The 25,589-nt window shown below is 58.0% G+C and carries 13 protein-coding genes; 6 read left to right on the forward strand and 7 right to left on the reverse strand.

From position 1 onward, the window contains the following. Nucleotides 1-32: 32 nt before the first annotated feature. On the reverse strand, nucleotides 33-1,484 hold the full coding sequence (gene pyk / locus V6F91_RS17215; RefSeq protein ID WP_090285716.1) for a pyruvate kinase: 1,452 nt from the start codon (nucleotides 1,482-1,484) through the stop codon (nucleotides 33-35). 172 nt (nucleotides 1,485-1,656) lie between these two features. On the opposite strand from pyk, the gene V6F91_RS17220 reads away from it, so the two are divergent. The 6 genes from V6F91_RS17220 to V6F91_RS17245 all read left to right on the forward strand — a co-directional run bounded on the left by V6F91_RS17220 (nucleotide 1,657) and on the right by V6F91_RS17245 (nucleotide 18,693). Beyond that, nucleotides 1,657-2,043: a tetratricopeptide repeat protein gene (locus V6F91_RS17220; protein ID WP_332766444.1), complete on the forward strand. Its 387-nt coding sequence runs from the start codon at nucleotides 1,657-1,659 to the stop codon at nucleotides 2,041-2,043. A 229-nt stretch (nucleotides 2,044-2,272) separates the two neighbouring features. Next, nucleotides 2,273-2,632: a PilZ domain-containing protein gene (locus V6F91_RS17225; RefSeq protein WP_332766447.1), complete on the forward strand. Its 360-nt coding sequence runs from the start codon at nucleotides 2,273-2,275 to the stop codon at nucleotides 2,630-2,632. 344 nt (nucleotides 2,633-2,976) lie between these two features. Further along, entirely contained in the window at nucleotides 2,977-6,192 is a 3,216-nt protein-coding gene (locus V6F91_RS17230) for a hypothetical protein (protein WP_332766449.1), read from the forward strand. Nucleotides 6,193-6,324: 132 nt separating this feature from the next. Further along, nucleotides 6,325-9,942: a Tc toxin subunit A gene (locus V6F91_RS17235; RefSeq protein WP_332766451.1), complete on the forward strand. Its 3,618-nt coding sequence runs from the start codon at nucleotides 6,325-6,327 to the stop codon at nucleotides 9,940-9,942. Next, complete coding sequence (locus V6F91_RS17240) at nucleotides 9,932-14,038, forward strand: neuraminidase-like domain-containing protein (protein WP_332766453.1); 4,107 nt, start codon at nucleotides 9,932-9,934, stop codon at nucleotides 14,036-14,038. The genes V6F91_RS17235 and V6F91_RS17240 overlap by 11 nt, the downstream gene beginning before the upstream one ends. Further along, the gene (locus V6F91_RS17245) at nucleotides 14,035-18,693 is read left to right on the forward strand and encodes a hypothetical protein (protein ID WP_332766455.1); all 4,659 of its coding nucleotides are present in this window, start codon (nucleotides 14,035-14,037) and stop codon (nucleotides 18,691-18,693) included. Before V6F91_RS17240 ends, V6F91_RS17245 begins: the two co-directional genes overlap by 4 nt. A gap of 54 nt (nucleotides 18,694-18,747) precedes the next feature. Here V6F91_RS17245 and V6F91_RS17250 read toward each other — a convergent pair whose 3' ends face one another. From V6F91_RS17250 to V6F91_RS17275, 6 genes are read right to left on the reverse strand one after another with little or no spacing between them, the layout of a single operon-like run. Further along, nucleotides 18,748-20,076, reverse strand: coding sequence for a DUF58 domain-containing protein (locus V6F91_RS17250; RefSeq protein WP_332766457.1), 1,329 nt, complete (start codon nucleotides 20,074-20,076; stop codon nucleotides 18,748-18,750). After that, nucleotides 20,073-21,074, reverse strand: a complete 1,002-nt coding sequence (locus V6F91_RS17255) for a MoxR family ATPase (protein WP_332766459.1) — start codon at nucleotides 21,072-21,074, stop codon at nucleotides 20,073-20,075. Before V6F91_RS17255 ends, V6F91_RS17250 begins: the two co-directional genes overlap by 4 nt. Further along, nucleotides 21,071-22,234: a DUF4350 domain-containing protein gene (locus V6F91_RS17260; protein WP_332766461.1), complete on the reverse strand. Its 1,164-nt coding sequence runs from the start codon at nucleotides 22,232-22,234 to the stop codon at nucleotides 21,071-21,073. Before V6F91_RS17260 ends, V6F91_RS17255 begins: the two co-directional genes overlap by 4 nt. Further along, nucleotides 22,231-23,778 (reverse strand): DUF4129 domain-containing protein, encoded by a 1,548-nt coding sequence (locus V6F91_RS17265; RefSeq protein WP_332766463.1) that lies wholly within the window; start codon nucleotides 23,776-23,778, stop codon nucleotides 22,231-22,233. The genes V6F91_RS17260 and V6F91_RS17265 overlap by 4 nt, the downstream gene beginning before the upstream one ends. After that, entirely contained in the window at nucleotides 23,765-24,742 is a 978-nt protein-coding gene (locus V6F91_RS17270; RefSeq protein ID WP_332766465.1) for a stage II sporulation protein M, read from the reverse strand. The genes V6F91_RS17265 and V6F91_RS17270 overlap by 14 nt, the downstream gene beginning before the upstream one ends. Beyond that, nucleotides 24,739-25,464, reverse strand: a complete 726-nt coding sequence (locus tag V6F91_RS17275; RefSeq protein WP_332766467.1) for an RDD family protein — start codon at nucleotides 25,462-25,464, stop codon at nucleotides 24,739-24,741. The genes V6F91_RS17270 and V6F91_RS17275 overlap by 4 nt, the downstream gene beginning before the upstream one ends. Between the last annotated feature and the right edge of the window lie 125 nt (nucleotides 25,465-25,589).

Genomic DNA, 25,589 nt, shown 5'->3' on the forward strand with positions numbered 1-25,589 from the left:
GGCGGGGCTTTGGTTTTTCAGCAACCGGTCACTCAGACCTGCGGATCACCGACATGCAGGATCTTCATGCCGTTGGTGCCGCCGGTGGTGTGGTAGCTGTCGCCCTTGGTCAGGATGACCCAGTCGCCTTTTTCCACGACGCCGCGCTTGGTCAGTTCGTCGATGGCTTTCTGGCTGACTTCGTGCGGTTCCAGCGAGGCCGGGTCGAACGGGATGGTGTAGACGCCACGGAACATCGCCGCGCGAGCCTGGGCTTCGCGGTGCGGGGTGAATGCGTAGATCGGCACCGAGGAGCGGATACGCGACATGATCAGCGGGGTGAAGCCACTCTCGGTCAGGGCGATGATCGCTTTGACGCCCGGGAAGTGGTTGGCGGTATACATGGTCGCCAGCGCAATGCTTTCGTCGCAGCGGGTGAATTCCTTGCCGATGCGGTGGCTGGAGGTCTTGCCGGTCGGGTGTTTCTCGGCGCCGACGCAGATGCGCGCCATGGCCTGCACGGCTTCCAGCGGGTACAAACCAGCGGCGGACTCTGCCGAGAGCATTACGGCGTCGGTGTAGTCGAGCACGGCGTTGGCCACGTCGGACACTTCGGCGCGGGTCGGCATCGGGTTCTGGATCATCGACTCCATCATCTGGGTCGCGACGATCACGGCCTTGTTGTGGCGGCGTGCGTGCAGAATGATCTTCTTCTGAATGCCCACCAGCTCGGCGTCGCCGATTTCCACACCCAGGTCACCACGGGCAACCATTACCGCGTCGGAGGCCTTGATCAGGCCGTCGAGGGTTTCGTCATCGGCCACGGCTTCGGCGCGTTCGATCTTCGCCACCAGCCAGGCAGTGCCGCCGGCCTCGTCGCGCAGTTGACGGGCGTATTCCATGTCGGCAGCGTCACGCGGGAAGGACACCGCGAGGTAGTCGACTTCCATTTCCGCAGCGAGCTTGATGTCGGCCTTGTCTTTTTCAGTCAGGGCCGGCGCAGTCAGGCCGCCACCGCGACGGTTGATGCCTTTGTGGTCCGACAGTGGGCCGCCGATGGTCACGGTGCAATGCAATGCATCGTCAGTCTGGGTATCAACGCGCATCACCACTCGGCCGTCGTCGAGCAGCAGCTCGTCGCCCACGCCGCAGTCCTTGACCAGATCCGGGTAGTCGATGCCGACCACTTGCTGGTTGCCTTCGGTCAACGGATGGCTGGTGGAAAAGGTGAACTTGTCACCGATCTTCAGCTCGATCTTCTTGTTGGCGAATTTGGCGATACGGATTTTCGGGCCTTGCAGGTCACCGAGCAGGGCGACGAAGCGGCCGTGCTTGGCAGCCAGGTCACGCACCAGCTTCGCGCGAGCCTTGTGCTCGTCGGGGGTGCCGTGGGAGAAGTTCAGACGGGCAACGTCCAGACCAGCCAGAATCAGCTGTTCGAGAACTTCCGGCGAGTTACTGGCCGGGCCAAGGGTAGCGACGATTTTGGTACGACGGACGGACATGCAAAGACTCCTGAGTTCAAGCGCTAGCGAAGGCTACTATGCTCGAAGGGTGTAGTCATTGTTCGTTTGCACTACTTATCGTTTTCTTTATTGAACGCGGCAACTTCGGGACAAACGCGCCTGAAGATTTCCGACGATGGGTCGATACAGAGCACAAGACAGGAGAACCCCCATGCGATTGTTGCCCATTGCCGCCCTTGCCCTCAGCGTCCTCGCCGTGACGGGCTGCACCCGTTGGTCGATGAACCATCATTTGAACAACGCCTACAGCGCCTACGAGCGGGGCAACTGCGAGCAGGTCATGCTTGAGCTGTCCAAGGTCGAACGCGCCAGCCGCGCCCGCCCGTACGTGTGGCCGGAAGTGTCGATGATGCGCGGCCAGTGCCTGGAGCGGCAGAAGCTCTACATCGACGCGGTGCAGACTTACCAGTTCATCATCGCCTCGTACCCGAACAGCGAATACGCCTACCGCGCCCGCGCGCGCCTGGAAACCTTGCAGAGCCTGGGCCATTACCCGACCCGCAGCGCCGCGACCGTGGTACGCCCGACGCGTTTCTGATGACAACGATGCGGTACAAAATCTGGCCGTGTGTACAAGCTCAGCTATAGTCAGATAACCCGGATCCAGCACACCTGCAATGATCCGGAGCAACACCTGCAACTGGTCAGCGGTAAGGTGACGGCGACTTGGCGACCGGCACACCGGAAGCGGGGAGAGCGGCCCGAGTACGGGCACGTTCCGAAGCAAAGGTGCGGCTCCGTGAAGAGCCTTGCATGGCGAACTGCACATGTTTACCGACCGCCGAATCGAACGGCACCAGCTGCCTTACTTCCTCAGAGTGTTCAACACTGTCACCGACAAGCCCATTGGCTTTCTGGGCAATCTGTCCCAGGACGGGCTGATGTTGATCAGCCAGTTGCCGATGATGGTGGGCGTCGACTTTCAACTACGCCTGAAAATCCCTATGGATGGGAACAGTCAGCAAGTGATCGACCTCAATGCCTGCTGCCTGTGGTGCCACGAAGACGCAACCCCCCAGCACTATGACGCCGGCTTCAGCCTGCAACGGGCACCGCCGGAGTATGGGCAATTGGTCGAGGCACTGAAGCAGTACTTCAGTTTTCAGCCGTTGCCTGCTTCTGCCTGAAGGCTGCGGCGCTTTCATTATTGCTATCGCGAGCAGGCTCGCTCCCACAGGAGATCTCGTTGACCATAAATGTTGTGGTCAGCGCCTGTCACTGTGGGAGCGAGCCTGCTCGCGATGGCGTCAGGAAAGACGCCTGACATCTAAAGGCCAGGTCGGCTTGATCCCCCGTTCGTTATCCGCTGTAGCCACGTGTTCACGACTGAAGGACATCAGCATATTGCGGTGTGGGAAAAGTTACCGCTTGTCGGGACTGTCAGATCTTACAGGTGTCGGCCGAGGCTGAACTGGGTATTCAGTAGTCAGGCTTCACCCATGACTTACAGACATCCCGTCGAGGAGAAATCATGGAAGAGTATGAAGAGAGCGCCGATAAGGATTCCGAGCAGGAAGCGAACAGTTCTCCGTTGACACAATCATCGCAAGACGAGGTCCTGGAGCAGCGTCATGAAATTACTGCGTATCGGAGCTATCAAGGAACGGACTATTGGTGCGTTCTGGATGTTTCCGGTGAGTTTACTGCGGATGGGAGCCGATTCAGGTGCAGAACATATCGTTATAACGCCAAGGCTAATGGAGCAAGGAAGGGCAATTTGCATGTCCATGCGTCCAGCCAGAACTCGTGGTTGCGCGACTGGGATGACGTAGGCATTCAAGACGGCAATTGGCATGCGCTGGAGGATTCAGGGTGGATTGACTCACCGAATGGAAGCGCGAACGTCTACTTTCGGTATATATACGACAAGGCTGGTGCGGACGTACAGCTTGATACCCAGGTCAATTTCCACTTCAAGCCCGCCACGCCGTTTATTACCAGTCCTTCTGGAAATGTGACAACTTCACCGTTCCCGGTCAGGGGAACAGGCGGCGTATATGGATCGGCATACCTCATTGTACATAATGCGGACGGAGGTGCTGGACTAGCGGCCGCGGTCATCGAATCCAATGGAAACTGGACGGCGAATGTATCATTCCCCAGTGGTATCAAGACCTTGACCTTGTACGCCAAACAGTCTATCCGGAACATTGTTTCCGACGAGTCCAATCGTGTCGCTGTGAACCTGGTCGTGACTGCCGTCAGCATTGATTCTCCAAAGGACGGTGACTCGATACGAGAGCGCAAACCGGTGATCTACGGTAAGGGCCATACTGGCGCGACAATCAATATCCACAGGGCTAATAACGGAACGCCGATCTATGGAACCGGCACCGTTCGGAACGGAGAGTGGAGCATACCGCTGACGACACCGCTTCCCGCTGGACCGTTCACGATGGTTGCCGGCCAGATTTATGCTGGAGAAACGATATGGTCCAGCAACGTATCTGTTTCCGTTTTGCTTTATTTGCCTGTCATTACCCAGCCTGCCGACCAATCCGTACAGAGCCGTTCATTCTTGCTCAGCGGAACCGGAGGCGAGGCCGGGGCCACCATGAAGATCCATGTCGATCTGACTGATGTGGTGGTCGGCACGCTTGCATCGGTAACAGGCGATGCCTGGACTGTACCGGTCGTTATCCCGGCCAGTATCCTACCCGGGGAAATTCGCCTTGCCGCTGAGCAGACGTTGGGAACGCTCTCCGGTAGAAGCATTTATCGGTCATTCAAAATAAGGCCTGACAGAGTTGCGTCGCTGTCCGCCACGGTCGACGGCAATGCGAAGGTCACTGTCAAAGGCTCTGGAACCGTAGGTCTTACGCTTGATATCCACTACGTAGGTAACCAAACGCCTGTCAAGTCGTTCACCGTGGACAGCAATCCATGGAGCAAGGATTTCCCTGATTGGTTACCCAGTGCTACGCGATACAGTATTGGCGCGCGACAAAGCACGCCAGGGGGCGACAATCAGCCCATCTATTCGGACTGGACGGAAGTGGCGGCGACCTTCACTGTCGCAGTGCCTGTGCCGACATTAAACCATCGCGTGAGTTCGGAGGGCATTCCCACCTTCTCGGGAGTGGGCAGGAACTGGCCTGGACAGGCGGCTTGCCAAATAGAAGTCCGGTTGAACAACACTGGCGTTCCCATTGTACCCATTGTCGAAGTGATGGGAGGTGAAACCTGGTCCAGTGCGGCATCTGAACGTTGGGCTCCCGGCACTTATTCGGTAACCGCCAGGCAACTGTTTGGGACGCTGCCATCGACATGGGTGCCGGCTATTGCCGTCGACATACCAGCACCCTTGGTCGTCATCGAGAAAGTGGCCGAGAATGGATCGTTCCCGCAGTTCTCTGGCCAATGCTGGCCGGGAGCTTTGGTGACGATCACGTTCAGTGACAACGATGATTCCCATCCCGTTCCGGACATCGATACTGACGGGAAATGGACATTCCAGCGGCCGGCAGCCTTCAGCCCGGGCAAGTTCACGGCCAGCGCCACGCAGACCTTCGGCGGGCAAACCTCCCACCCGGTGTCCATGTCGTTCGATGTCCCGATGAGCGTACCGGTAATTACTCCACCACCCGGTGGGCAAACGGAATACTTACCTGTGCTGCACGGCACGGGCGGGATCGATGGCTGCCTGATTCAGGTGTTGGACTTTGTGACCCATGAGGTGCTCGGGGCGGTGGATGCCACAGCTGACAGCTGGACGGTGGAACTCACGGAGCTTGATTACATAAGTCATACCGTTTTCGCCAGGCAGAGCCTAGGTAACATTGAGTCGGTCGGTAAGCCGGTCATGTTCACCGTGGTTCTGTTTGCACCAACGCTCAACCTTGCACTCTCGCGCACGTCCGTCCCCCGGACCTTCATGGTTGAGGGCTATGCGCGACGGGGGAAGGAGTCCGACCGGACTGAGGTCGAGTTGTACCTCGGCGAGGCTCTGCAGCCTCGTATCCATCCGCGTTTTGCCGATGGCTATTACAAACACCGTGTCACGTTACCGCTGGGCCCCTGCGAGCTAAAAGCCAGACAGTTCTTCAAGGATCAGATATCGCCGTTTACCGGTGATGTGGAAATCACGGTCGTTCCCGACAAAGCGCACATCGAAACGCCCGGCGTTGATGAGGCTGTGGGGCAGCTACTGAATGTCTGCGGATTCGGATACCCCGGCGACACGGTCGTGGTGGCGCTGGCCGGCGCTATCGAAACACTGCTGGGAACGGCAGTCGTCGAAGAGAACGCTACCTGGTTCTGTCAGGTTGTCCTCCCCGAAACGGCGGGTGAACTGTCCATTGTCACTGAGCAGCGCAATGGTATTTACGTCTCGGGATGGTCGACGCCCAGAAAGCTCCAGTTGCTTGACGTAGAGCCCCGGTTTACGGCGCCCTCAGAGGGCGCGTGGACGTCTCGAACACCCGGATTCGCTGGGGACGCACGGACACACGCAAGCGTTGATGTCTGTGCGTGGTATGACTCGGGGACGAACTGGGCCGAAAACCTGGACGGCTCTGATGGCAGTTGGGCCGGCACGCCTGAGCATGGTTTGCCTGAAGGCCCGAACTGGGCTCGGGCCGTACAGATCATCGCTGGGAAACGCTCCATGCCAGCCGACAGCAAACGATTCGAAGTGGCGTCGCCTGATGAGGCTCCCACGCAAGCCCCTCAACCGCCACTAATCTGACCGGCGGTCATGTCTACTGTCATTTATGACAGTAGACGTTGCACGGCTGATGCTGCCAAATATCTTGCAGGAACAACGAAAACTCGACCGTTCGCTCACTTTGCATCGGTGTTTGCCCCCAGGAGTGTCAGCATGACTCAGACTCCCGTTCAAATCGCTCAAAAGATGTTCACTGAAACGGTTCGCAAGCCCAAGCGTTCGTCTTCGACGGCACTGGCACGTTTTTTCGAGGCGGGAGGGTCGGTCGCCGTACTGGCGCAAAAGGGCGTCGACGGGTTGATGCACGACTATGCTCTGAACCAGCAAGAGGCCAGCGAGTTTCAGCAGCGTCTTAATGTCTTGTCGACGGTGGTGCTAAGGCACTTCATCGAACATCAATTGACCTGCAAGGACGCCAAGGGGGTCGCGCGAGGGGGGCTCGATAACGGGCCGACTTACAGTTTGCTGTTCGAGCCGAACTTCGAAAAATTGTGCGTGCCGGGTGCAATCGAGGCCATTCACTCGCCTGTGGCGTATCTGACCGCCCTGTTTCATTGGGCATTGCACCGGCTCGGTGTGACAAACGGCGGATTTCCACTGAGTGACCGGCGCACGGATCTCGAAACATTGAAGATCGATGTCAATGCTGTCCATGGCGTGGTGTCGTCGGTAGAAGTGATCAGTAACATCATGGAAAACTTCATTACCGACACGCTCGGAACCATTCAGAATCTTGACGAGGCGTTTAGCGAGCAGGCTTTTCCCAGAGCGCTGCCCTTCCACTGGCCCTGGGTCACGCTTGATCAGGTGATGAAAGGGCATGGCGAGTCGGTTGGCAGTGTGGTGCGACTGTGCGATTTGCAGTATCCGTACTTTCTTCGCTCCGCACCGTGGAGTGTCAAGTCGGATGCGGCACTGATTCAGGCATCGCGACTGAGTCCTTCTCAGCGAATCCTGGTAACTGAACACGCCTATTTTCCGGACGGAGCTGCAGAGTTCTATCCGAAATATTTCGGTCTCCAGCCGGAGCATGGGAGCAATCTGGCGAATGTCATCCTTTTCAACGAAAGAACGAAGCTTGATACCGCGAGTCTGGAGGCACTGCTTTCATTAGAGGGTTTCTCAACTTCGCTGTCTGCAAACGCACCGGGCTATGGCGACGCCGAGACCCCCGTGAACGGCAAGGATTTCGGATCGGTTTTCATTCATGAAGCAAAGGATCCACCCATCACCATTGGTCACTCTGGCACGGGAGGTTTCCTCAATCGCTTCGTGGACATGACCGACGACCGCATTGACCGCATCAATCGAATACTGCGACTCAGTGACTGGTTGGGGCTGGAGCGCCATGAAACCGATCAACTCGTTGTCGCGGCAATGCTCGCCGAACATCCGTCGCCCGCCCCGACTCACTATTGGATAACGCCAAATACCCTGCGGGCCCTTGGCCTGTTCCAGCAGTTGCGCGAAGGGTACGGCTGTACGGCAGAGGAATTCGCCGTGTTCATCGCGCAGATTTCTGTTTTCGGACGGGGCACGGAACGTTCGCAATACGACCGGATTTTCAATGGCACCTCTTTCAATACACGTCCGTTGGTGCTCGATGACCGAACTGTTCCGATCATCCCGGTGACTGCTGAAGATCTGCTCACGGTCAATCAGTTATGCGCGGGTCTGGGCATTGATTTGCAAGCTTATTTTTATATTGCCAATCTGGTCGCTGCCGCTCATGGTCTGACTCATCTCAAGCTTAGCCTGCCGATTGTTTCCAGTTTTTATCGTCTGGTCAGACTGCCCCGGTTACTCGGCATCACATCAATCGAGGCGATCCTGTTACTGAATCTGATGGGAGGTCAGGCATGGGTAGACGCGTTAGCCGGCTTGCCACAGATCAACAGCCAACAATTGGTGGATACACCGGACGTACTCAGCGTGATCCACGCATTAATGGACTGCGTGCAATGGGCTTATACCGCTCAGTTATCCGTGGGCTGGGTGGTGCAACAGGCAACGGCCTGGCCACCGGCACAACCTGATGCCAGTCAACTCACCTTGTTCGATCAATGGCGTCGCCAGGTCCCTGCGGCTCTGATGACGGAAGACACACTGAAAATGGCTGGCGTGGCTCCATTGTCCAACAATCGTCAGTGGTTGCGCGCGCTGGTGGCATTGGTGGACGAATACGGGCTGATTCGTCATATCGTTGAATCAGCGGATAAAAACTATGAAGCCCATGCCCGGGAGATGACGGGACGGGCCGTGGTGCAGGAGACGGGTAGCCTCGATATCGCGCTGGTCGAGCTGATTGTGGCGGTGCTGTTACGTTGCCGCGCCGGTCAGAATATTGTCGTGCAGGAGGGGTTGGCCGCGTATAGCGGTCTGAAGCCCGATCTGGTTCTGCAAGTGCTTGGCTGGTCGGGCGCGAATGTGCATTACGTATTGGCTCAAGTGCTCGCAGTGCCGCAGGTCGCTAACGACAGCAGTATTGTCCGGCGGCGGAAGGAGCAGCCGGGTGATCCTGTTCTGCAGATGTTGGCCGAGTTCTCACGACGCAGCGCCGCGGTTGCGATGCTGGAACTGAGCGGTGAATTCCTGACTTATTTCATCACGACCGGATACAGCCAATGGTTCGGTGAAAAACAAGTCGCTGCGTTTGACCTTTCAACGCTGTACTACCTGACGATCTACAAGCGTGCCCTGGCCATGAGCAGTCAGCCTGAAGCCAGGCTGATTGATTATCTGCGCCGAATCAACGCACTGCCAGCCCGATTGGGAAATCACGGTCTTGAGCTGGTTCAGGAGCGGGCGGCAGCATGGTTGGCTGAACTGTTCAATTGGAGCGTGAGTGACGTGCAGGCCTGCGCCACCTATGTAGACCCGTCAAAAGGCCTGATCGTAACCATGCCACAGTTAGATGTGCTGACGCGCGTATGCTTGCTTGCCAAAAAAACCGGTCAGAATGCCAAGACCCTTCTCGAACTCGGGACGTTGCCTGCGGACAGCGAATACGCTCTCTACGCCCAGGTGGCAGACCGCGTCAGAAGCAGCCTGCCGAACGTTGTCGAGCCGACTTATGTAGCCAGCATCAGGCCCGTCGGCGTGGATGTAGTCGTCGGTTGGACTACCGTTCCTCATCCCGTCAAATTGATCGCCAACAAACCTGATGAATCGGCAGAATTTACCGTGACGGTGAATAATCGCCTGGGCGTTCCACGGCTGAACGTCAATGTTCATTGCGCCAGCGCGCTGGGCCGGTTTGAGCCTTCAATGGTCACTACGGACATCACCGGCACGGCAAAGGTGAAGTTTTTCCCGGATGGCCGCATGGGCACCGTAACTCCCGCTTACAGGCTCGACCTGGATGACGAGATGGCTGCGCCGAACATCGAGATCGGCCCGGATTTGGCCACACTTCAGGTAAAACCCGAAAACCCTTTCCCTTCACCCGCCAGTACCGTGCTGGTCGGTACTGCGGTGACCTGCCGCGCCGTTGTTCGAGACGACTACGACAACCCCATATCCGGTGCCTCGCTGATCTGGACATTTGAACCGCTGATCATGCTTGAGACCAAAACCATCTCGGACAGTCGAGGGTATACCGAGGTGACATTCACCAGTACCGAGGAGGCCAGGGTCAGCGTCAAGGCGACGGCAGAAAACCTGTCTGCCGCCAGGTTCCGGGATGTGACGTTTGTCGAAACCCTTCCTTCGCGCCGGCGAGTGTCCACCCCGCAAACAACAACAGTGACGGGAGATGATCATGCTCAATGAACAATCGGGTCAACTGTCTGCCCTGCGCCGCGATGCGTTGATTGATTTTTGCCTTCACGCAAAGCATTCCAAGGCGAATCTGCCGGTACCGATGAAAATTCAGTCGGCGGACGATTTATGGGAGTGGTTGCGCTCCGATCCGCTGAACAGCGCTGAGATTGAAACCTCCAGGGTGGCGGAAGCAGTGAGCTGCCTGCAGGCTTACGTTCATGCGGTGTTCCAGAAGCTCGAGCCTGGTTACGACAATCGCGAATTCGATGCCGATCTGCTGGAGGAGTGGGACATTGCCGGCAGTTACAGTCCCTGGTCGGCCAGCATGCTGCTGCGGTGTACACCGGCGGATTACATCACGCCTTATGTGCGCATCCGTAAATCCGAGTTGTTCAAGGCACTTGAGAGTCACGTGAACCAGACATCGATCACCGACGATTCTGTGCTCAAAGGCGTGCAACGCTACCTGCGTAGCTTTGAAGAAACCTGCAACCTGAACGTCTTGACCGGCTACCTGGACGGTGCAAATCCGCTGAACACTCGCTACTACCTGGTGGGCAGACAGCGCGTTGCACCTTATGGCTGGTTCTGGCGTGAGGCGAGAATCGAACTTGCGGTCGACTCGCCTTCTGTCAATCCGACCGCGTGGCGAGAGTGGAAAGCGGTAGATATTCCCACCGATGTGAGTGTGCTGGACTGTCGAATGGTCTATTGGGAGGGGCGGCCGTGCATGGTCTGGGTTCAGTGGCGAGCGGGTATTTTCAATAACGCTGGTCAGTTGCAAAGTCCCCATGAGCTGGAGGTCATGGTGGCGTTCATAGCACTGGACGATAGCTGGTCGCCGCCCATTCGTTTGCATCTGCTCCAGACGGACAAGGACGTTTCAAAGGGTTGTCGGCTGGTGGCGGTCGTACTGCGCGACGAAATCGATGCCCTGTACCCCAAAGGTCGGCTGGCCGTGCATTTGACCAATGCGCAGCCCGGCACCAGTTTACCGTCGCGGCAATCTGTCGCGATTTATGAAACCCGTGATTCGCTGTTTCGCAAAGTAAAGGACGAAACCGCTGTCATGGATTACTTGGCCAATCATCTGTTTCGCGATTCCCGCACGCTTCAGCAAAAAATGCAGCCCACGCTTTTCCCTTCCGTTGACAGCCAGATTACACAAGTCGGCACGTTGGCAGAGTACCTGGGCATCAAGGCTTATATCGTTCGCAATGCCACGGACTATTCGCTCTGGGTCCAGGGCTTTTGCGCCCATGTGTCACGTGTCAGCGCCACGGATGTGGAGTTCACGCTGGACGTTCAAAATGATACCGGTGATGACCCAAAGCCCCTCGTTGCCAATTACCCGAGCACAGGAGGATGGGCAACCCAATGGCAGGAAATCAAAAGACCAGCGTTCAACAACACCACGATTACCGTGAAACTCACGGGTACTAACAGCGGAGAGGGCTTCGGTGAGCGAACCGTCACCCTGACGGTGCCTGCTGCGCTTGGAAGTCATGGGCCTCTACCGTTTATTCATGACACCGATGCGCAGGGCGCTCAGTTTCTGGCATTCAATCAACCAGCGAATGCACTGAAGCTGAAATACGTTCGGCTCAATACGTTGATCGGTCACGAACTGGTACTGCGCGCCAGCGTGTCGATCGGGGCATTGCTGCATCGGGCGACACAGTTCCCGCAAGAACCTCCTTTGCCAGACGAAGAGACCGAACCGAATGGCCCGTTCGACAGCGCCAACGGCCTGTTTTTCTGGGAGTTGTTTTTTCATCTGCCGCACTTGATTGCCGCCCGCTTGCGTGACGAAAACCGCTTTGAACAAGCCCAGCGCTGGCTGCATTACATATTCGATCCGAGGTCTCCAGCCAAACCGGCGCAAGGCGATATTCCTGCGGGACCTGCCTACTGGCAATGCCGGCCGTTGGATACCCCGAAGCCCGATATCGCTTATGAAGTCTTTGCGCCGACGGATCCGGATGCCATTGCCTATTCCTCACCCCAGCACTACCAGATTGTTATTTTCCTCGAATATGTGAACAACATCATGGCTTGGGGTGACTGGCTTTTTCGTCAGATGACCCAAGACTCATTGACAGCTGCCAAGCTGCAGTATGTCCGGGCCAAATCGCTGATGGGACCAAAACCGGATACACGCAGTATCAATCTCTGGACACCGCAAACACTCGGTGATCTTGTCAAAGAGATGGAGACGCGGCCCGCTCTGGCAGAGTTTGAAAAGACATTGCTGCTGCAAGCTGAGGAGTTGCCTGTCAGTGCCCCGCGCGCTCGGCATCCGGGCGTGTATGGCACGAGTTCTTTCAAAATACCGCTCAGTCCCCGACTGCTGACCTTCTTTCGGCTGCCCGATGAGCGGATCGATAACATCCGCCATGGCAGGACAATCGACGGAAAACGTGCCGCGATTCCTCTTTTCTCCGCCATGGACCCAATGGCTTTGCTGAACCGTTTGGCAGCCGGCAATTCCGGGCCGGTGCGACCCATGGGCGGACAACTGAGGGTAGCGGCGTTTCGCTGGCCTGTATTGTTCGATTGCGCGTTGCAGATGGTGCAGCACTTGCGTGATCTGGCTGGCGAGGTGCTGCGCCTGCTCGAGCAACAGGACCGTGTCGAGCAGGAAGAAATGCAACAGCGTCATCTCACCGAACTGGGCGACTTCGCCCGTCGGGCGCAGGAGGAATCCATCGCACGCGAAGTCGAAAGTCTGACGGCACTGCAACACAGCAGAGGCATGGCAGAAGAGCGTGAGCAGCATTACGCCGATCTGTACGACAACCACATTTCGCCTGATGAATTCAAAGTCATGGAACATGTGGAAGCGGCCTCAGGCTTTGTCTCCTTGGCCACCGGTTTCCAGATGGGGGCGGCGGTCATCCATGCGTTTCCCAATATCTTCGGTGTCGCCAATGGCGGTTCTGAGCCGGGACATCTGGTCGGCGCCGTGGGGTTCGGCTTCCAGATCGCAGCCGATGTGTCACGGGGCAAAGCCGACAAGACGGCCACCTCCGAAAGTTACCGTCGCCGTCGGCATGAATGGCTTTTGATGCGAAATCAGGCCGTTGCGGAAAAAAACGCGATCAGTGCCCAGATCGCCGCCCAGGAGCGGACCATCAATGCGGCAAGGATTAACCTGGAACATACCCTCGCGGCCAACGCTCAGACGTTGAAGTTGTTTGAGTTCTTGCAATCGCGCGCGACCAATCTGGAGTTGTATCAGTGGTTGATGGGGCAGCTGCAGACCTTGCATTTTCAGGCATATGACGCTGCTGTGGCAGTCTGCCTGAGCGTTCAGGCAGCCTTACGCGCGGAAACCTGCGAGTTCGATGCCTTTGCGCTGAATATTGATGTGTGGCGCGACCAGCGTCGCGGATTGACGGCTGGCGCTGCATTGCATGCCGGTTTGTTACGCATGCGTTCGGAGTATCTGCAACACCATGAGCGGCGCCAGGAAATCGTCAAGACGGTTTCGTTGCAGCAGCTTTTCGACGACCCGGCAACCCGGCAAAACGGCTTTGATTGCTGGGCGGATGCGCTCAATCACTTGGTGACGACGGGCGCACTGGATTTCGAATTGACTCAACAGCTGTTCGATCGTGATTACCACGACCACTATTGCCGACAGATCGTTCGCATTGAAGTCACGCTGCCGGTACTCATCGGCCCCTTTGAAAATGTCGTGGCAAATCTGCTGCAGGTCGGCAGCTACATCGCCACAAAACCGTCCTTCGAATCGTTGGAGTATCTGCATTCCGCAGAAGGGGTGGCGCCTGCCGATGTGCTGATCAATCTAAGCAGTGGGCAACAGGTTTGCCTGTCCACCGGACTGGATGATTCCGGTGTGATTTCTCTCAGGCCTGACGAAGGCATGACCCTGCCATACGAAAATACCGGCGCCGTGTCGCGCTGGCAGATCAGGTTTCCCTGGCATCTGAAGAAAAAACCGGTGCTTTTGTCGCTGACAGACATTGCGATCAAGATCCATTACACGGCCAAGGTTGGGGATCTGGCTTTTTCCAAAAAGGTTCAGGAGCTGGTGAATCAGGCGGATGGGAAGATCCAGGCGAAGGAGAAGCAATCATGAGCATGAGAGCGATCGACACGGATCACAATTTCGTGAAAAACCACGATATGCAGCAAGGCTATAAGCATTGGGACGATGTGAGCAATGCCGGGGGCGTCGTCATCAGGGATGACCGCTGGGGTGACGAAATGGTATCGATCATGACGCTTACCAATGCGGCGGCGGTCCGTCAAATGATGATCGTGCCGATCGAGCAGCAAGCGGATGCTCGTTATCACTTACGTTTTCTCTACGAAAACACCTACCCGTCATCAGCCGGCCAAGTGGTGGTCAACAAAAAAGGCAGTACTCAAAAGCTCGATATCGAATTACCGGCGAAGACTGGACTGGACAACGCCGATCCGTTGACCGTTGATCTGCTCGAGAGGCAAGTAGAACTGCCGGAGACGTTGGGCCTGCAAGCCGGCGATGAGCTTGAGATCAACCTGATCAGCCCGAAAAAAATAGCGGGCGACGGTGGTTCTGCGGAAGTTCGCCTGACCGGGTTCTTCCTGAATCTGCATCTGTCTGCATTGGAGCTGGACGCCGTTGTCATTGATGACCGCCGCTTCGTGTCAGGTAGTGTTTTTCCTGTTTGCCTCGGAGCCACCGGGAATCAAAGGCATACGTTGGGTTTCGAGGTGAAGCCCGAAAGCCTTTGGCATGATGCGAGCCTGTGGTTTGTGGACAATCCGTTGGACTCAATCACCAGTGAGCCAGTGATGGGTAAAAGCCAGCCGATTGATCGGCTCTGGTGGCTGGATTGTCCGGATTTGCCAGGTGATGAGCCTCGCGAACTGGAGGCTATGATCTACTCCAAGTACTCGGCGCCACCTTGCCCGCTGCGGGTTTCCTGGGGGCATCATCGGCTGGAGCTGATCGCCCTCAAGGAAGCGCAGACGTACCCGGTCATTGAGTATGCCCAATCGGTCGAGCTGCAAGTTCAAGTCCGGTCTTTTTACACCCAGGCACCGGTAGCACGAGAAGTCTGCTGGAGTACCGGGGATGGGAAGAATACGATCCTGCACCGAGTGTCTACCGATGCTCACGGTCGAGCGTCCTTCCAATACACGCCAACGGACGCAAACGTGAGCGAGATTACGGCTTCCGTTACCAGTCTTCTGTCCGAAAAGGGTGAAGCCACGCTTACCTTCAAGGTGCGGGCGTTTGATGTCGATCCGTTCAAAACTTTGCGGGCCCGGTTTGATAACGGATCACCCGTTATCTGGGGAGAAAAACCCAGCTACCCGGAGCGAGGAGAGCCATTCCTCGTCAATCTGGACATTCCTGCAGACCATCCTCTAAACGATGCTGACTTTTCCCTGGTCTGGGGAGAGGGCGATTTGCCAACGGACCTGGGAGCAAGCTGTCAACCTGCCTTCGGGGATCCAGCGGCGGTCGCTGGCAATACGGTGCTCTGGACGGTAAATTTCGAGGACAAACGCGACGGTTTTTTCCACTGGGTCCTTGGTTGTTCCAGGTTGCAGCATGCATCGCCCGGCAATGCCCTGTCATTGGCGTACAACAGAGTTCAGATCGGTAAGACCTGGGGGCCAAACAAAACGCCGGTCAAGGATGAAGACGACGTCGTCACTTGCATGGTGCAGGTGCAACGGCGCGATCGCCAGCCTGTCACCAACGCAGACGTCGAGTTTGAGACGCCGACCGGTACGGTCAGATCCCTCACTGGCATGAATGGCTGGGCGAGTGTGGATCATCAGCCAGACATTGCCGGTGAATACGAGATCACCGCGCGGGTCCAGCGCCACGAGGGTGCTCCTGTGGCGGAACATCTTTTTTCCGTCAAGGCGTTGCCGACCAGTGCCTGGAAAGAACAAGTCGTCTTTTCTATAGATGGGAAGCCGCTTAATAGGGCGCTGCTGGGTGTGATCTGTCGACGAGGAAGGACATATAGACTGCGTATCGATCCCGTTGCAGACAGCAGCTTTATCAACCAATTGATCGCGTTGGATTGGGGCCCGCAAGTGGACCCTTTGCCAGGGTTCACAATGAATCCGTTACCCGGTGTAACCCGATCAATGGATGCCAGCGGCCTCGAATGGATAATCGGCTCGGGCACCGATATCAGTGGACTGTCGAGTCTGATGTTCACCAGTTCGCATGTGCCGGAAACACGTGAATTCCCTCTGCGGTTGCTGGGTGACAATCTCGCAACAGAAACCCGGGTGATGCTTGATCATGTTTCGGCCGTACCGGGTACCGACACGCTTTACCCCTGCCTTTGGGCCAGCCACCAATGTGCACTTATGCCGTACGGGGTCAGTGCGTTGCACGGATTGGCGGTGAAGACCGCCATTGCACCGATGCCATCCGGGTTGGAGATCGTTCCCCCGCTGACCATCGATATTGTCATGACGGCAGGTGGGGCGCGCAGGGAGCTGAATTTTGCCGATAGCTCGGAAGATGCAGAAATGACGTTGACCGAGACCGTCATGATCGGTGACGAGCAGCTGACGGCGCGTACTCAATTGAAGCTGGGCCACAATAAAATCAAAGTGGTTGCTGCACGCGGGCCGGCCATTGATCCGATATTGGACAAGGGCCAGCGTGCACGCGTGCAAGCGCGCTTCTACTCGGCTTTTGAGAATCGACCGGTTGAGTCTGCGCAGGTTGGATGGCAGGTCGGGAGTGCAGATCCGGTCAATTCGCCGACCGGTTCAAATGGCTGGTCAGTGTATGACGCACCGGCGCAAACCGCGCCTACCAGTGACGTATGTGCGACTGTGCTCAACCTTTATGATCAAACAACAGCCGAACAGCATTTTAAACTCAAGACCTTGTCGACCGACCCATGGACTAGTCTGCGGCTGACCACTGCTTCGTCCGATCAGCTTTGGGCGCAACGCGCGCTTTTCCCGAGGCGCGGCGAGAGCTTCAGCTTTTGTCTTCGGGCCGACGACAATAACCCGTTGCGCCATCAAACGCTGGCAGTTGGCCTGAGTCATCCAGACCCAAGCGAGCTTGAGCTTGAGTTCGTCGAGCAATTGGGTGAGTTCCGCGATTGGACGAGCGAGGGACTGGAGTGCTCGTTCAGCGCGGGCGATGTCAAGGACGGCAGCGTGTCTGTCCGATTGGCTGCCAGTCGCTTGCTGGAACTGTCTCCTCCCCAGCCCATGTCATTGGGCTCCCACGCCATTGCCGCGAACATCACAGCGAGTTCCGGTGTGCTTCAGATAGTCCAGTGGGGCGAGCCTGTTGTTTGCAAGTTGGGGGTGACGAGTGCCTTGACTGGCCGGGCTATGGCAAATGCGCAGGTCAAGTGGGAGCGAGGGGAGCATGAGCCGGTGATTACGAACACCGATTTTCGTGGCTCGACCTGGTTCAGCTTCCTACTCGACTTCCCCGGTCCAGGCGCAGTTCGTGCTTCGGTAGTGGGCGGCGCTGATTCGGCGTATGTCGAGTTTCATTATTCGATGAATGAGCCTCGCAAGATGGAAACCCTTCTCGCCGATACGCCAAGCGGACATCCGGGGCAGGAGGTCTCCGCACACGCAGTTGTGATTTCCGCTCGTACAGGCAAGCCCTTGATGGGTATCGAGGTGGAGTGGGAATATCCGGGCATCAAGATTGCCCCGACGAAAACCGATGACACCGGCAAGGCCAATGTCACGTTCAGGTTACCGCCGATCAGGGAAGGGTGGTTGACTGCCCATGTGAAGGGGGGCTACGCCGGATGGGAGGCCAGAAGGATGATGTTTACAGCGATTCCGAATTCGAACACGTGGTTGCAGGAGTTTACGCTTTGGCTCAATGGCGAAGAGGTGGACCTCGACGGAGGAGAGCTGATTCTGACACGCGCCTTGGCCTACGACCTGGAATTAAGGGTGAGGAAGCACAGCTGGTTGATTGGTTGGGCGAAGGTGGCGCTGGAAGATGTAACTGGGGTTGAGGAGTTGGGCTTGAGATTTGAGCCTGAACTGAAAACCTTGCATTCGGTCGACGGAGAACCTATTCGTTGGAACGTTTCAGCAGAGGTTTCCGGGCCAGTTGGCGAGTTTATGCTGAAGTTGACGAGCCCGGATCTTCCGGATCGTTTGTTGCCAGGGCATTTATCTGATTTTGACCTCGATAGTCAGTTTGAGGTGGAATGCAACGGCGTTTTGACGGCGCTCGGTGAAACGGCTTTTCCTTGCCTTGGCGCTTATAACGGTATCCGTATACGGGTAAAGCCCAATAGTCCATTGATAGGACGTGAGGTGGTGTTGGTGTGGGAAGGCGATAGCGCTGAAAGTCTCGCTATAGAGTTATATCCGCCGCATAGAGACACGCTGGGTACAGATTGGATTATGTGGACGCTTGACTGCAGGGAAAGTACAAAATTTGGAAATTTTTCATGGCGTTTTCAAGATGCCTCAGGAACGTGGATCACGAACTCACCGCTGGCAATGTCGATGGGACATCACATGGTGTCCGCTGAACGATGGGAAAACAAATACGATGGCCCGATCTATTTTTATGATGAGTACGGAATCAGGGCAATTTCAGGTTTCTTGAATGTACCGGCTGCAAATGTGGAAGTAGCTGTCTATCGAAATTATTCAACATCACCAGAATTTCGCTTCACCGACGTCAAAGGAGAGGTAGTTATCACGACGACCACGGGTGAACCTATCAGCTTTAAAATCACAAATCGTTACAACGGCACCGTTGTATAGGTCGTGTGATACATCTGTATGGCTGGTTAATTCTATTCGGGGGACGCGTTTCCGTTAAAAACCTCCGGCTCTTTTAAGCGCGTAGTACGCTGGCAACAGTTCAGCGCTAAGCTCCAAAGGCCGAACATCCACCACCGCAACTCCATGAGCACTCAACCGCTCATGGAGTTCTCCCCGCTCGTTCAGATAATTCACCGCCCCGCAGTAAGCCAGTGCCTGGGGTAACGCTTGCACCGGGGTGTTGCGCAGCGCATCGAGCGTATCCTCGCGCAGGCTTGCCACCAGCACCCGGTGTTGAGCGCTCAAACGTTTGACCGCGCCGAGCAATTCTTCATCATTTTCATCACGTAAATTGGTCACCAGCACCACCAGCGCCCGGCGCTTTTGTCGGGCCAACAGCTGGTTGACGGCTGCCTGGTAATCAGCCGGGCGCTGTGTGCTGTGCAGATCATAAACCGCATTGAGCAGTACGTTGAGTTGCCCGGCTCCTTTGACCGGAGCCACGTAACGCTGATCACCGGCAAACGTGCTCAACCCCACCGCATCGCCCTGGCGCAGAGCCACGTATCCGAGCAGCAGACAGGCATTTAACGCATGGTCGAAATGCGAGAGCTCGCCGTCCTGACTGCGCATCTGCCGCCCGCAGTCGAGCATGAAAATGATCTGCTGATCGCGTTCGTCCTGATACTCACGGGCAATCGGTGTGCGTTGACGGGCAGTGGCTTTCCAGTCGATCTGGCGCAGGCTGTCGCCTTCGCGAAATTCGCGCAATTGGTGAAATTCCATGCCCTGACCGCGGCGTTGCCGTTGGCGCACGCCGAGCTGGCTGAGCCAGTTGTCCACGGCCAGTAGTTCACCGCCGTAGAGCCGGGCGAAGTCGGGGTAGACGCGGGTCTGGTCGTCGACGTTGAGCAAGCGCTTGCCGATCCACAAGCCCAATGGGCTTGGTAGATTGATTTCGCAGCGTGCAAACGTGAAATGGCCGCGCTTCAACGGACGCAGGCGGTAGCTGGCCTGGCTGAACCGGCGGGGTTGCAGCTCAATCGTCAGCGGCAGATGTTCGAAGCTCAGGCCATCCGGGACATGGTCGAAAAGGTTGATGTTCAGCGGTGCATTGAAGTCGTGTTCAATCGTCAGCGGTACGTCGGCCCAGCGCCCGAGCGAGAGGCTGCCCGGCATCTGCCGGCTGATACGCACTGGCGGCATTCGCTGCAGGCGCAGCGCATCCAGCACCGCCAGGGCCAGCAGCGCCAGCAGCAAGCCCCAGTTGATCGAGATCAGGCTGGCCGGGATTGCCAATTCCAGAGCCTGCAAAGTGCCCAGCGCGATGCCAATGACCAGCAGCGCCGCGACCCAGCCCAGCAGCAGTCGTGAGGGTTTCACAGACGCGGCGCCGGTACTTGGTCGAGCAATTGCGTCAGCACCTGATCGACCTGCAGGCCTTCGATATCCAGCTCCGGCGCAAGGCGCACGCGATGGCGCAGCACGGCCAGCGCGCAGCCTTTGATGTCATCCGGAATGACAAACTCGCCGCCGCGCAACAACGCCCGGGCACGCGCGCAACGTACCAGCGCAATCGACGCGCGCGGCCCGGCGCCGAGGGTCAGCCCCGGCCAGGTGCGCGTGCTGCGCGCCAGTCGCACGGCGTAGTCAAGAACCTGATCGTCCAGCGGCAGATCGCTGGCGATGCGCTGCAAGGCTTGCACATCTTTGGCCTGCAACACGGTGCGCAGCGGTTGCACGTCGAGCATGTCGGCGCGGGTCGAGCGGCTGACCTGACGGACCATGTCCAGTTCCTGGTCGGCGTCGGGATAGTCCATGCGCACCTTGAGCATGAACCGGTCGAGTTCGGCTTCCGGCAGGGGATAAGTGCCTTCCTGCTCGATCGGGTTTTGCGTGGCCAGCACCATGAACGGTTGCGATATCGGCAGGGCACGACCTTCGAGGGTGACTTGCCGCTCCTGCATCGCTTCGAGCAGCGCCGCCTGGGTTTTCGCCGGGGCGCGGTTGATCTCGTCGGCCAAAAGTAAATTTGTGAACAGTGGGCCTTTGCGCAGCTTGAACTGCTCGGTTTGCAGGTCGTATACGGCATGGCCGGTAACATCGCTGGGCATCAGGTCGGGGGTGAATTGAATTCTCGCGAACTCGCCGCCGAAGCAGCGGGCGAGGGCGCGCACCAGCAGGGTTTTACCCAACCCCGGCACGCCTTCGAGCAAGACATGGCCGCCGGCGATCAGCGCCGTCAGCACATCGTCGATCACCTGATGCTGACCGATCAGCGCTTTGCGCAATTCGCCGCGCACCGCTTGTGCCACCTGGCTGGCACGCTGGCGTTGCTGCACGGCGTGGCTGGCGCTGCCGGGCTCGATCTGTTCAGTCATAGCGTGTTCCTCAAGGTTTGCAGGTGGGCGACCTGGCGGCAGAACTCAGCGCTGGACAGGCGCCGCTTCGGTGCCGGGCTCAGGGCCTGGCTGATGGCGCGGGTGGGTTGCCGGGTCAGGCGCGACAAGGCTAGCCATTGTTCGGCAACGTTCAATTGGTCGAAGCCGGGATGGCGGCGGCGCGCGCGGCGCAGCACGTCTTGTTGCAAGGCTTGCAGCAGCGCCTGCTGACCGTTGTGGCGCAGCAGGAAATCGGCACTGGCGCGCAAATGCTCCTGCAACTGTCGACGCCCGCTCGAGGCTGGCGCCTGAACCGGGCCATGACGCATGCCGACGTGCCATAACCACAGGACGATCAAGACGAGCAGGGCGACGAGTGCTTGCGCAAAGAAGCGCCAAAGCAAGGTCAGCAAACCGTCGTGTTCGCTGTTGTAGACCAGCGTGACGTCGGTGTCGGCGCTCAGATACCAGAGCAGCCAGGCGTTGTCGTAATCGGCGATGGCATCGGTTTTCCACAGCTCGGCGTCGGTCACCACGGTGATCGAGCCGAGGCCGTGAGGCAATTGCATCATGTGCGTAGCCTTGGCGCTGTTGGCCCAGGCTTGCGCGAGATTTTTCGGATCGTCGAGGTGGAAGTCGGTATCGAAGCTGGCGTAGGCCGGTGCGTCTTCGTCTTCAAGATAGAGTTTGGTCAGGTGCGGGAAACGGTCGGGTTCAACGTCTGCGGGTACGTCTTTCAGATCCTTGCTGAGGGACTGATGCAATTGCACCCGATCGAGCAGCAGGTCGTTGCTCTGTTTGCTCTGTTCGTCCCACAGCGATTCGGCGACGAACACCAGGCGCCCGCCGGCGCGGGTCCAGTTCAACACCTGATCGACCTGACGTGGCGTCATTCGTGAACGGTCGTTGAACAGCAGCAGCGTATGTTGGTGCGGGTCGATGTCCGGAAGCACCGCGAGGCTTTCACCATGACTGACACTGAGCCCGCGTTGGCGCAAAAACAGTTCGGCCGCGAGATACGGATTGGCCTGCGCAGCGGGCGAGGGGCCGTGATCGATTTGTTCCTGATACGGCGTGGCCTTCATAAACAGAAAAAAGCCCAGCGCGCCGAGCAAAGCGACCAGCAATGCACCGACCCACGCCAATGCGCGGCGACTCAACGGGCCGTCTCCTTGCCGAACAGAACGCGCCAGCCATCGCACAATTCCAGCCGCGCAGACGCTGTCGGCGCGCGATGTCCGTAAGCCATGTTCTGCCAGTGAGCGGTCAGACTGCGGCTGAAGGCGAGCAGTTGCGGATGCTGTAGTTGCTCGACTTGCGCCAGTACCTGATTTTCGGTGTCGGCGGGTTTCAGTTGCAGGTCAAAGTCGTGCAGCAGGTGACTGAGCAAGCCGCGATAGAGCAGGCTCAACGCCGCGCGCGGTTGGCTGTGCCAGAGTTGTTCGGCGCTGGCGGCGATATCGTCGGGCAGACTGTCGCGGTGCACATCCAGACCGAAGGCCTGCTGTGGCACTGTGCGTTTGGGCCTGGCTGGCAGGCGCGGGCGACGGCTGACAAAAGCTTGCAGAAAGTCGCGATAGCGCCAGACCAGCCAGCCGCTCAGCGCAATGACCGTAGCCCATAACAACACCTCAATGAGTTTTGCCAAACCATTAAGGTGCTGCCCGTCGAGCCAGCCCAGCAGGGTTTTCAGCCACTGCGGTGCCTCGCCGAATTCCGAGCCTCTGGCCGGTGCGGCCGGGTCTTCGCCGAAGCGATAGCGGGTAACGGACTCTTTGTTCTTGAACGGTGGCTGTTCGAGTAATGCCTTGATACTTTCTTGCGAGGCCTGACTGGTCAGCGGCTGATTCAACAGGCGTGGAGCCTGCGGATCGTCATTCGGCGCGGCGGCCCAGACTGGCGGCACATTCGGCAACACCAGACACACCGCCAGCAGTAGTCCCAACACCGAATGGTTCAGCCGCTGACGCAGGCGGCGGAATACCAGTTCGATGTCCCAGGCTTCCAGTTGTGTGCGCCGGTTCAGGTACAGGCTGAAACCGCACGCGACATACACCGGCCCCCACACCACCAGCACCAGCGCATAGAAGGCATTGGTCAGGTGTTCCAGCCAGCGCCATTCATGATCTTGCGCAAGGATCAGTGACTGCCAGTCCCAATCGGTTTCGATCTGCTGCGGCAGCAACAGGTAGAACAGCACCAACAGACCGATCCACAGCGCAGTTTCCAGATGCATGCCGATGATCGTCAGCCATTGCGCGGCGCCGGCGTTGCGTTGCAGCAGCACTTGCAGGCGTTGCTGGCGGGCACTGCCATCGAGGCCTTCGAGCTGCAGCACCGGCAGCAGAAAGCTGCGGCTCAGGCTCAGTCGGCGCCAGGTCAGGCTGGCCAGCAGTTGCGGCTTGAGCAGGCGCGGCCATTCACGCAAGGCCTGGCGCAGTGTCGGCGTTTCGCCGAACAACGCCTTGGAAAGGATGTACAACGGCAGCCTTTCGTAAGCCGGTTTCAGCCACCAGAAGATGAATACTGCCAGCGACGGCGAATCCCACAGCATCAGGCTGAGCAGGGCGAACAGCGGCAACGTGATGATCGCCCAACTGGTCATCAGCAAACGCCGATGCTGTTGACTCATGAGCACGCCCAGGTCCATGGCTTCCCATGTTGTGCGCGGGCGTATTTCGACGGTTGCGTCACTCAGGCGCATGACGGGTTCTTCCGGCAAACATCAAGTAAACCGCGACCAATGCCCACAGCCCGGCACCGACCAGATATTTGGTCGACGGCGTGACGCTGGTTTTAGAAGACCAATAGGCTTCGATGAAGGCTGCGATCAACAGGAACAGCATCACGCCGCACACCAGCAACACGCTTTTGCGCGCCGCCCGTTGTAACGCTTCGCCGCGGCTCAGGCGCCCCGGGGCAATCAACGCCCAGCCGAGTTGCAGGCCCGCCGCGCCGGCCAAGGCAATAGCGGTGAGTTCGAATGCGCCGTGGGCGATGACGAACGACCAGAAGGTCTGGCCGTAACCGATTTCGCTGAGGTGCCCGGCTACCGCACCGATGACCATGCCGTTATAGAACAGAAAGAATGCGCTGCCGACGCCCAGCAACAGACCGCTGGCGAAGGTCTGAAAGGCAATGCCGATGTTGTGCATCACGTAATAACCGAACATCACCCAGTCTTCGCTGGCCGCGCGTTCGACAGGGCGGCCGAGGTGACCGGCGACCGGATCGTACATGCCTTGCATTTCGCGCACCTGATCGGCGGGGATCAGGTTGTAGATCAACTCCGGAAACGCAAGAACCAGCACGCCGACGCCAATCAGACTGCCGAAAAACAGCAGGCCGGCGGCGAGTACAAACCGCCATTCGGCACGCACCAGTCGCGGGAAGTCAGCCAGGACAAAGCTCAGCAGATTGGCGCCGAGGTGGCTGCGATGACGGTAGAGCTGTTGATGCCCGCGCAGGACTTGCTGCTGCAACGAGTCGATCAGGAAACTGCTGTAGCCGCGCTCTTGCGCCAACGCCAGATGCTGGCAAAGCCTGCGGTAGGCTTTTGGGAAACCGGTGACTTGCGTGGTGTCCTTGCCATGCTCAAGACGTTCGAGCGCCAGGGCGAAACGCTCCCACTCGGCCTTGTGGCGGCTTTCAAAAAGGCTTTGTTTCATGTCGGGCCCAACAGGCCGCGGGCGATGCCGTTGAGCTCGGCGACGGCTTTGGGCGCAGAAACGTGCAGTGGCTGGGCCAACAGCGCCGCGAGTTCATTGACCCGCGCTGGCGATAGCTCGCTCTGGCGCTCGGCAAAGGCCAGCACCGCGCGTTGTTCGTTGAGGGTCAGCGGGGTCGGCGCGCGCCGCGGTTCGGCCTCAGGCAGTTGCGGCCGGGTCAGCGGGCGCTCGCTGTAGACCACCAGCGTGCCGGCGGCGATATCACCGAGACGTTTGAACGTCGGGTGATGCAGACAACTCAAGGCACCGAGAAAATAACCGAACGGCAGCAAGTCGACAAAGCGCAGCAGATTGCGCAGCAGCGAGGCCGACCAGCCCACCGGTGTGCCGTCGTCGTGCACCACACGCAAACCCATCCATTGCTTGCCGGGAGAGCGACCCTGGCGCAGCACTTCGAACAGCACCATGTACCACCAACTGATCGTAAACAGCAGCAGCGAACCGAGGCCCATGCCGAGCTTGCCGAGAAACGCCAGCGCCATGAACAACACGCCCATGATCAACCCGCGCAAAGCCAGATCAATGGTGAATGCCAGCGCGCGTACCATCAACCCGGCCGGGCGCAAGGGCAGGTCGATACCCTCCGGCGTTTCGACCTGATGCCGCGTATCCAGCGGTATGGTCAGCGGTGCTTTCCCTGGCGGTGCTGTGGGCTCGAGCATGGGCTACCTGATGTTCGCCGGTTTGGGTGTAAGTGAGGCCGATGCTAGCAGCCTCTCGGGGGAAAACGACATAGCTATGTATTGCACTGCATGTAAAAGCAGCCGGTTGCAAATCCCACAGGGGA

It is taken from the genome of Pseudomonas koreensis (assembly GCF_036668835.1).
In the GTDB taxonomy this organism is placed as follows: Bacteria; Pseudomonadota; Gammaproteobacteria; order Pseudomonadales; family Pseudomonadaceae; genus Aquipseudomonas; species Aquipseudomonas koreensis_I.